An 8,640-nucleotide genomic window follows, 5' to 3' on the forward strand; every position below is an offset into this window, starting at 1 on the left:
TTTTTTGTGTTTCTGGGGTGTGTGGTGGTTCTGGTTGGGGTCATCACACACCCCCCCTTTTTGGGCTTTCCAGATGATTAGCCAGTACTGATGTCTCCCTGTGTCTACCCCATCCAATAGAGTTTCCGACATGAAGAACAAATTTGTCGTTGACCGTCTCCGCCCATTTGGTGAAACCATCTTCGCCACCATGACACAACGTGCTGTGGAATCAGGAGCCATCAACTTAGGACAGGGATTCCCTGACCAGGATGGTCCGGCAAAGATGTTGGAGATCGCGTCAGAACAGATCCTTGGAGGGAACAATCAGTACTCCGCCGGCAGGGGAGACGCAGGGCTGCGTACTGCGATTGTGAAGGACAGATATAAACGCTTCGATCTGGAATATGATCCGGACTCTGAAGTACTGATCACCGTCGGGGCAACGGAAGCTATCTCAGCGACTGTTCTGGGACTGGTGGAGCCCGGCGATGAGGTCATTGTTCTCGAGCCCTACTATGACGCCTACGCAGCCGCCATCGCTCTGGCTGGTGCCAAGCGGGTGACGGTTCCCCTCAAAGAGGACAACAACACCTGGGCACTCGATATCGATGCACTCCACGCAGCGGTGACCAAAAAGACCTCCATGATCATCGTCAACAGTCCACACAACCCCACGGGATCGGTGTTCTCCAAGCGTTCATTGGAATCCCTGGCAGGTATCGCCCGGGCCTATGATCTGCTGGTGCTCTCTGATGAGGTCTATGAACACCTGACCTTCGACAAAGTTGAGCACACTGCGGTGGCAAGTCTGCCGGGAATGTGGGACAGAACAATCACTGTCTCCTCTGCAGCCAAGACCTTTAACGTCACAGGATGGAAAACAGGGTGGGCTCTGGCACCAGCACCGATCCTGGATGCCATCATCAGAGCCAAGCAGTTCATGTCCTATGTGGGAGCGACACCGTTCCAGCCCGCGGTGGCACATGCCATCACTCATGAACAGGCGTGGGTGAAGCAGATGCGCAGGACCCTGGAAGCAAGAAGAAATATTCTGACTGAGGCACTCACCGATGGTGGCCTCAAAGTCCATGATTCTCATGGCACCTACTTTGTGGTCGCTGATATCGGTGACCGTGATGGGGCGGAGTTCTGCTTTGACCTCATTGACCGTGCCGGTGTTGCCGCGATTCCGGTGCAGGTCTTCGTGGATAGCCCAGCACAGTGGTCCTCGAAAGTCCGCTTTGCCTTCTGCAAGCAGGAAGACACGATGTCTGCTGCCGCCGAACGGCTCAGGGCAGCGGGGAATCTCTAGGACACTGGATATCAGAGGGTGTATTCGTAGTCATCGGGGTGATTGCTCGCAGGGATCTTGGTGAAGGGGTTGAGAGCAAAGTGACTCTGCCATGACACCTTAGAGGAAGATGAACACCTTTTCTGGAAACTGTCCGGATGTGCTCTGGCTGCGGATGGGCGCCTCCTCCCACCACGGTTCATAACCGATGTTCCCTGCCTTCTGCTCAAGTTCTCTGACCTAGAATTTCTCCCAGAATGCAACACAGATGACATCGCTGGGTACACCACATACAGTCTGTCCATGGTCCCCCAACTCTTCACGGTTGCTCTGAGCTTATGTCCCGTGGCATAGAAAAACCGGGAGTGTGCACCACACGGTGTGTACTCCCGGTAAAGCAGAAACCAGAAAGATCTAGAGCTCCAGCAGGTTCATGCGGGTTTCCTTGACTGCTGCAAGCTTGTTGCGGTTCTTCTCAAGCTTGTTCCACAGATCGTGGGGGATGGTCTTCTCAGCCTCACGGACAACGTCCTTGTCGGTGGTTCCCCAGGTGATCGGCATGGGGCTGACTTCGTCCCAGCGGTCCTGGTTGCGGACGGTGCGTCGGCCACTGACTGCCACGGAGGGGACACGCTCGCCGAGTTTACGGTCGTGTACACCCAGGCGGTTGATGGTGCGCACAGCAAGGCCCCAGCGGGGTGGGATGGAGGTGTCGACATTGATGTTGACCAGTGCAAGCAGAACGACGTCGCGGGGGTTGATCTCAGCAACCACGGCAGGGACCAGTGGGTACTGCTGGTAGAGGGAGCTTGCTGATCCCACCTGGCGGGGAAGCACCGGGATCATGATGAAGCTGATGATGGCCATGATGCCCATCATGATCATCACCATCCAGCCCCAGACGGCACCGTTGGCAAGGTAATAGAGGAAGCCACCCAGGGCGAGCAGGATCAGGCCGAAGAAGAATGCTGAGGTCTGGAGTCTCTTGGTGTCGCGGAGGAACTCGTTGTTCTTCTTGGCGTAGGCTTCATCCACTTCGAAGGAGAAGGTGTTCATTTATTTATCTTTCTCTGAAATAGGAAATAGGAGGTCATCGGCATCGATGATGCGGTAGGCATAGCCCTGTTCGGCGAGGAAACGCTGACGGTGTGCCGCATACTCAGTATCTAAGGTGTCGCGGCTGACCACGGAATAGAAATGGGCTTCGCCACCATCGGCCTTGGGGCGCAGGAGGCGCCCCAGACGTTGGGCTTCTTCCTGGCGACTGCCGAAGGTGCCGGAGACCTGGATGGCCACGGCTGCTTCGGGCAGGTCAATGGAGAAGTTTGCCACCTTGGACACCACCAGCACGCTCAGGTCGCCGGAGCGGAAGCGGTCGAAGAGTTCTCCACGTTTCTTGTTGGAGGTCTTGCCGTCGATGACGGGGGCGTCGAATTCTTTACCGAGTTCCTCCAGCTGATCCAGGTAGGCACCGATGATCAGGGTGGGTTGGTTTTCGTGCTGTTCTAAGATTTTGCGCACCACACGGACCTTGGTGTGGGCGGTGGCTGCCAGGCGGTAACGGTCGGCGGATTCTGCGGTTGCGTAGATCATGCGCTCCGCATCAGTCATGGTGGTCCGCACCTCCACGCAGTCGGCGGTGGCGATGAAGCCCTGGGCTTCAAGGTCCTTCCAGGGGGCGTCGTAACGCTTTGGCCCGATGAGGGAGAAGACATCACCCTCGCGACCGTCCTCGCGCACCAGGGTGGCGGTGAGCCCCAGGCGGCGTCTGGACTGCAGATCGGAGGTCATACGGAAGACCGGTGCGGGTAGGAGGTGGACCTCATCGTAGATGATCAGGCCCCAGTCACGGGAATCAAAAAGCTCGAGAGCTTTGAATTCACCCTTGGTGCGACGGGTGACTACCTGGTAGGTGGCGATGGTGACAGGACGGATCTCTTTGCGTTCCCCGGAATATTCGCCGATTTCATCCTCGGTGAGGGTGGTGCGGCGCAGGAGTTCATCTTTCCACTGGCGTCCGGCCACGGTGTTGGTGACCAGGATCAGCGTGGTTGCCTGGGCACGCGCCATGGAGGCGGCACCCACCATGGTCTTGCCGGCACCACAGGGCAGCACGACCACACCGGATCCACCTTCCCAGAAGGAATCGGCGGCATATTGCTGGTAGTCACGCAGTGACCAGTCCTCTTCCACAGTGGACAGCGCGATGGGGTGGGCCTCGCCGTCGACGTAGCCTGCCAGGTCTTCAGCGGGCCAGCCGATCTTCAACAGCTCCTGCTTGAGTCGGCCACGCTCTGAAGGGTGCACCGCGATGCTTTCCTCATCCAGCTGCTGGCCAAGCATCGGCTTGATCTTCCTGTGGCGGGAGATCTCCACCAGGATCGCCGGTTCGGAGGACTCCAAGATCAGCCCGTGGGCCGGGTGCTTGTGTATGCGCACACGTCCGTAGCGGGACATGGTCTCGGCGACGTCGATGAGCAGGGACTGCGGCACGGGGAAGCGTGAGTAACGTTCCAGGACATCAACCACCTGTTCCGCATCATGTCCTGCGGCACGGGCATTCCAGAGAGCAAGGGGAGTGATGCGGTAGGTGTGGACATGTTCAGGTGCACGTTCCAGCTCAGCGAAGGGGGCAAGTGCTGCGCGGGCTTCACCGGCGAGTGCGTGCTCGATTTCAAGCAGTACAGTTTTATCGGATTGGACGATCAGGGGTCCATCGCCAAAGGCCACGAAATGTGTCTCCTATCGAGGTTCAAACCTCCATTATGGCACTGTTTTCCTGTTAATCCACTATCACTTCTGTGATCCTGTGCAACATGAAGCGGTGAACGGCACCGGTGGTTTCATCAATGGCATCCACCTGTCCAGCTGTCACCGTCAGTGGCTTGACCACGCGGTGAACGGCAACACCCTGTTTATCCACAAACCCCAAGGTCACGGTCCTGTTTCCCCGGGCAGCAGCCTGAAGAACAGCTAGGGTTGGTTGTTCTGAGGTGGTGCCCTTCTGGGCAGCCTCCTCACGTCGGATCGCACTGACTGCTGCCTGGATACGGTTGTCCTCCAGCTGGGGCTTCGGGACAGGTTGTGCCGCTGATGGTACGCGTGCAGGAGAGCGTATGAGGTTGAGGCTGGCGCCCAGGGCGTCTTCGGCCACCGGTTGGAAACCAGCGGTGCGTAGCAGACTGATCACCTGGAACAGGGAGGCCTGCGATACCGCAACGGTGGGTGCAATCTGCCGCAGATCCAGCTCTGTGGCGGCTTCCACCGCGGAATGCAGCAGTGCGGGGTCATCGCTGCGAAGATAAGACATCGCCGGCCCTCCCCGCAAGGTGCCATGCCTGCGGGCAATGTCCTGGAGCAGGTAGATGACTGACTGTGGGACTTCGGTGGCGCTGTGCTGGGTGAGGAAGTCTTCGATTTCCGTAGCTGTCATGCCCAGATCCATTCCATGGCGGAAGGATGCCTCACTGAGACGGTACATGCTGGCAAGACCAGGGGATTCCAGCACGGCGATCTGTTCCATAACCTTCTGCATGGTCGGTTCCAGTGGACCTGGAACCATGATGGTGAAATCTGCCTGCACGATGAAGTGGTCCACAGGTGTCGGCGCTTTGATGGCTGCGGAGATATCAGCCAGTTCGGCAACAGCCCCAGATTCCACGAGTACTCGTGTTGCTGAGGTGATGCCGTCACCTGCCGAACCACCAGCAACAGCACCGATCCACTGGGCTTCAGCCAACAGATGGTCAATGGTGGCCTGAGAGATCCGGGAAGCGGCGATGGGGTGGTGGAAGAAGAGGTCATCATTCAGATTCTCAAGCACCACCCTGGATAGGGAGGTGATGATCAGACGCCGGGTATCCGGCAGGGCCTGATGAATGGAGGCGGCACTGAGCAGGTGGATCGGTTTGTCCTTCTCATCAGCCTGCCCGAGCAGCCACACAGCATGGGTCTGTGTCCACCAGCCACGCAGCAATACCGCGAGCTGTTCAGCAAGGGAGGACTGGAGCCACTCATCAGCTGCTTCAGTCGGTGCCAGATAGTTCTCCCCATCATCACCGGCAGGCAGTGGATCGGGCACGCCACGGCGTAGCAGACCGGCAGATACACCCAGGCCCACCAGGCGGGCGATGGCTTCCTCATCCAGCTGAAGTTCCTTGGTTAACCGTGACATCACACGCACCCCGAGCGCACCCTCCTTCAGTGTGACGGCGGGTGAGGCGGAGAGGGCGTCGATAAGCATCCGTTGCTGGCGCACCACCTCCAGCCCCGCGGCGATACCGGCATCATCGTCAGCGGGCTGTGCGTTGGGCGCAATGGGGAGAATGCGCCAGGCAACAGCCTCCCGGCCCTCCAGCACACGGCGTACCACCGCGGGAAGTTTGACGGTCTGCTCATCCACACGTGCCAGCAGTCCGGCCTTGATCAGCTGTGGGATGGGGCGCGTGGGGTCCGCCGTCAGCGCGGCGTCGCGCGTTAAACCCCGACCACCTGAGGTGACCAGTGTGACCAGAATCTTGCGGTGACGTTCCGGGAGGGCAGCAATGCTTTGCGACGCCTCTCCGTAGGTCACCGTTACCCCCTGTTCCTCCGGGAGCAGTTGCCAGTTGGTGGGCAGGGTGGACATGGCCTCCGCGACGATCATGAAAGCCTCATCTCCGAAGATGATAGCCATCTGCCTCAGACGTATAAGAGCCTGATCCACCTGCTCGCGCGTGGGCTTCCCCGGCACATCACGCAGGGATTGATCAAGTCGCTCCACCACTTCGGGGGCAGTAATCGGGTTGAGTTCCGCACCCGCGTTGGCAGCCGCCTCCAGCACGGCTAACTCAAGGGCGGTGAGTTTATGGATGGCACGGTGAATAGAGGCACGTAACTGCAAACGTGCAGTAAGAGAGCCTAATCCGGGTGGAAGAGGAAGGGCGGTATCGGGGCGGTTACGTAGAATTTGAGCTAGTTGGGTGTCATCGAGATGAGCCAACCACCCCTTGAGGGTCGGCGTGGGGGAATCTTTTTTCATGATGTGCCCAAGTTTAGGCCCAGTTGAGGTGACTTTTGTTCCCGGAGTTTGAAAGAATGGATCCATGGCAAATGTAGAGAAGAAGGGTTTCGTGGATCCGGCCTGGCCCGATCACAACCCAAGCGAAGGTCACGTAGTCACTGAGCTCATCGGACAGTTCGCAGGCGCGTTCAGCCCATGGGGCGACCACAACGAGTTCCCGGTTCCTGCTGAGCAGATCGGATACGTCCACCCCGTCACCCGCATCAACCGCTAACGCGGCTTGTAGCACGGCACGAAAAGAGAGGCCTTTCCTTTATGGGGTGGCCTCTCTTTTTCATGTTTGAAATCCCTCTGGGGGACGAAGAAAAGGGAGCACCTCTCACTTGAGAGGCACTCCCTTTGATTCTTTTGAACAGGGGGTTTAGCCGACGATGGCCCTGTAGTAGGCATCAACCTCAGCAGGAACCTTCACACCGTACTGTGCGAGAGCTCCGGAGACCACACCGTAGACGTCGGTGACGGTGTTGAGATCGGTGGAGCCGATGGTGACGTTGTTGGGGGCAGCTGCTGGAGCCTTGTACTCAGCCTGTGCCGGTGCAGCAGCAGGGGCTGGCGCCGGTGCTGCTGGAGCGGTACGTGGGGTTGGTGCGGAGTTCAGGCCGAGGCTTGCGGAGCAGGCAGGCCATGCGCCCCAACCCTGTCCGGCCAGGGTGCGCTCTGCAACAGCGATCTGCTGCTCACGGGAAGCCTGGTATGCGTAGGTTGCGAACTCCTGGCCACCGTAGGCAGCCCAGGTGCTTGGGGAGAACTGCAGACCACCGTGGTAGCCGTTGCCGGTGTTGATGGACCAGTTGCCGCCGGCCTCGCATTGTGCGAGACGATCCCAGTCGGAATCAGGGGCAGCGGAGGCTGCTGGTGCAAAAGCAACAGCGGCAGCGCCGAAGGCGACGGTGGTTGCTGCCATCTTGACCAGTGGTGAACCGGTCTTAGCTGAGTGACGTCCCATGTGAAAATTTTCCTCTCATTTGTCGCCGTCGAGGTTAGCTGTCGGGTTAGAGCGGAGGATGTGCTCTGCCGGTATGAATGCCGGCTTCACCCCAAGGAGGTACCTCCGGTGCTCATTGCTGAGCGGGTGGTTTCCCCGTCCCTGTCTGCAAGAACTTCTAGGAGCTAGAAGTGATTGGTTATATAATGGTCTTTTGCACTTGTGCTGTTGTTCGCCCTCCGGCCCCAGACAGGGTTTGGCGATGGGCCGGAAAATATGGATGAACTGTTGCGGTGCCTGTGGGATACCGTAGCCCCTAGGTCACGATTGTGTCACGTTTTTTATGTGTTCTTCACAAATAATGGGGTCATGTCCCGGAGTTTGGGCAGGTCACACCGGTTGGCGGAAAGCCTGTGAAGCCCATCACATATTGGCTTTTTCGCTCACGCAGCAGGGGTTTGCGGGACATGGAAGCGATACTCAGCGCACCATGCCGCTGGGGATTACTTCTCGGGCACGATGTTTTGCGGGTAAAGCCAGGTAGTGAACACTTTGGAGTATTTCAATGGGTTTCCCGCAATGCTGGGGTGCTGTCGCAGCCGCCGCAGCATGCTGTGGGGTGGTTGTCTGGTCTGCCAGCCTGAGAACGCAATAATCATTAGTAACGCGGGAGGATTGATCAACGTTCCTCCGAATGTGGACCTGCAGGTGTCACCACTGGAATCTTTACCTCGTGGGCAGTGTAACGGTGCAGGCAAGCATGATTTTTTGTGGTCTGGCGTTGATGCATAAGTAGCATGAAGATGGCATGTATAATAACTTCTTCGAGCTTTTAGCTTTTGTTGGTTCTTAAGAGAAAGTGGTGAGGACAAGTGCCTGTCGGAACTGTGAAATGGTATGACGCAGAGCGTGGTTTCGGCTTTGTCTCCAATCCTGGTGAGGAAGACTGTTTCGTTGGCAAGCAGGTGCTTCCCAAGGGTGTCAATGAGCTTCACCAGGGCCAGCGCATCGAGTTCGATTTTGCCGCCGGACGTAAGGGGCCCCAGGCGTTGCGCGTGAAGGTATTGGATACCCCACGCCGTCGTCCGCAGCACACTTACAAGCCGGAGGAACTCAACGGGATCATTTCAGACATGGTCACCATGTTGGAAGGCACTGTTCAGCCCACCTTGTTGAAGGGACACTACCCGGACCGGAAGGTCGGCGAACAAGTGGCAAAGATCCTCCGTGCCGTGGCGAAGGAACTGGAAATCTAAAAACACAGAACACAGAAGCGGGGGGGGGGGGGGTGTTGAAAAGCACTCCGCCTGGAAGTAAAAGGTATAGATGAAGGGGGGGACAGGCGACGACATAGGGTGAGATGGGGGCGCAACACAAACA

At 58.0% G+C, this 8,640-nt stretch carries 7 protein-coding genes and 1 riboswitch; of the genes, 3 read left to right on the forward strand and 4 right to left on the reverse strand.

From position 1 onward, the window contains the following. Positions 1-130: 130 nt before the first annotated feature. Positions 131-1,294 carry a pyridoxal phosphate-dependent aminotransferase gene (locus tag Q0M74_RS11470; protein ID WP_293954542.1) on the forward strand — a complete coding sequence of 388 codons (1,164 nt, stop codon included), beginning with the start codon at positions 131-133 and terminating at the stop codon, positions 1,292-1,294. A 393-nt stretch (positions 1,295-1,687) separates the two neighbouring features. Here the strand turns inward: Q0M74_RS11470 and Q0M74_RS11475 are convergent, their stop codons facing one another. The 3 genes from Q0M74_RS11475 to Q0M74_RS11485 are packed head-to-tail and all read right to left on the reverse strand — an operon-like array spanning position 1,688 to position 6,293. Continuing rightward, the gene (locus Q0M74_RS11475; protein ID WP_293954544.1) at positions 1,688-2,329 is read right to left on the reverse strand and encodes a DUF3239 domain-containing protein; all 642 of its coding nucleotides are present in this window, start codon (positions 2,327-2,329) and stop codon (positions 1,688-1,690) included. Continuing rightward, positions 2,330-4,003: a DNA repair helicase XPB gene (locus Q0M74_RS11480; protein WP_293954547.1), complete on the reverse strand. Its 1,674-nt coding sequence runs from the start codon at positions 4,001-4,003 to the stop codon at positions 2,330-2,332. A 52-nt stretch (positions 4,004-4,055) separates the two neighbouring features. After that, entirely contained in the window at positions 4,056-6,293 is a 2,238-nt protein-coding gene (locus tag Q0M74_RS11485; RefSeq protein WP_293954550.1) for a helicase-associated domain-containing protein, read from the reverse strand. A 64-nt stretch (positions 6,294-6,357) separates the two neighbouring features. On the opposite strand from Q0M74_RS11485, the gene Q0M74_RS11490 reads away from it, so the two are divergent. Beyond that, positions 6,358-6,549, forward strand: a complete 192-nt coding sequence (locus Q0M74_RS11490) for a hypothetical protein (protein WP_293954553.1) — start codon at positions 6,358-6,360, stop codon at positions 6,547-6,549. A 147-nt stretch (positions 6,550-6,696) separates the two neighbouring features. On the opposite strand, the gene Q0M74_RS11495 is transcribed toward Q0M74_RS11490, so the two are convergent. Next, positions 6,697-7,281, reverse strand: a complete 585-nt coding sequence (locus Q0M74_RS11495; RefSeq protein ID WP_293954556.1) for a transglycosylase family protein — start codon at positions 7,279-7,281, stop codon at positions 6,697-6,699. 7 nt (positions 7,282-7,288) lie between these two features. Further along, positions 7,289-7,462, reverse strand: a riboswitch (cyclic di-AMP (ydaO/yuaA leader). A gap of 670 nt (positions 7,463-8,132) precedes the next feature. Between Q0M74_RS11495 and Q0M74_RS11500 the strand changes: the two genes are divergently transcribed. Continuing rightward, positions 8,133-8,516: a cold-shock protein gene (locus tag Q0M74_RS11500; protein WP_293954559.1), complete on the forward strand. Its 384-nt coding sequence runs from the start codon at positions 8,133-8,135 to the stop codon at positions 8,514-8,516. Positions 8,517-8,640 lie beyond the last annotated feature (124 nt).

The sequence above is a fragment of the uncultured Corynebacterium sp. genome (assembly GCF_945649885.1).
In the GTDB taxonomy this organism is placed as follows: domain Bacteria; phylum Actinomycetota; class Actinomycetes; order Mycobacteriales; family Mycobacteriaceae; genus Corynebacterium.

Excerpts from the sequence above, each read along its gene's own strand:
- Q0M74_RS11470 (WP_293954542.1), top strand. The coding sequence starts at position 131 with ATGAAGAACAAATTTGTCGTTGACCGTCTCCGCCCATTTGGTGAAACC.
- Q0M74_RS11475 (WP_293954544.1), bottom strand. The coding sequence starts at position 2,329 with ATGAACACCTTCTCCTTCGAAGTGGATGAAGCCTACGCCAAGAAGAAC.
- Q0M74_RS11485 (WP_293954550.1), bottom strand. The coding sequence starts at position 6,293 with ATGAAAAAAGATTCCCCCACGCCGACCCTCAAGGGGTGGTTGGCTCAT.
- Q0M74_RS11490 (WP_293954553.1), top strand. The coding sequence starts at position 6,358 with ATGGCAAATGTAGAGAAGAAGGGTTTCGTGGATCCGGCCTGGCCCGAT.
- Q0M74_RS11495 (WP_293954556.1), bottom strand. The coding sequence starts at position 7,281 with ATGGGACGTCACTCAGCTAAGACCGGTTCACCACTGGTCAAGATGGCA.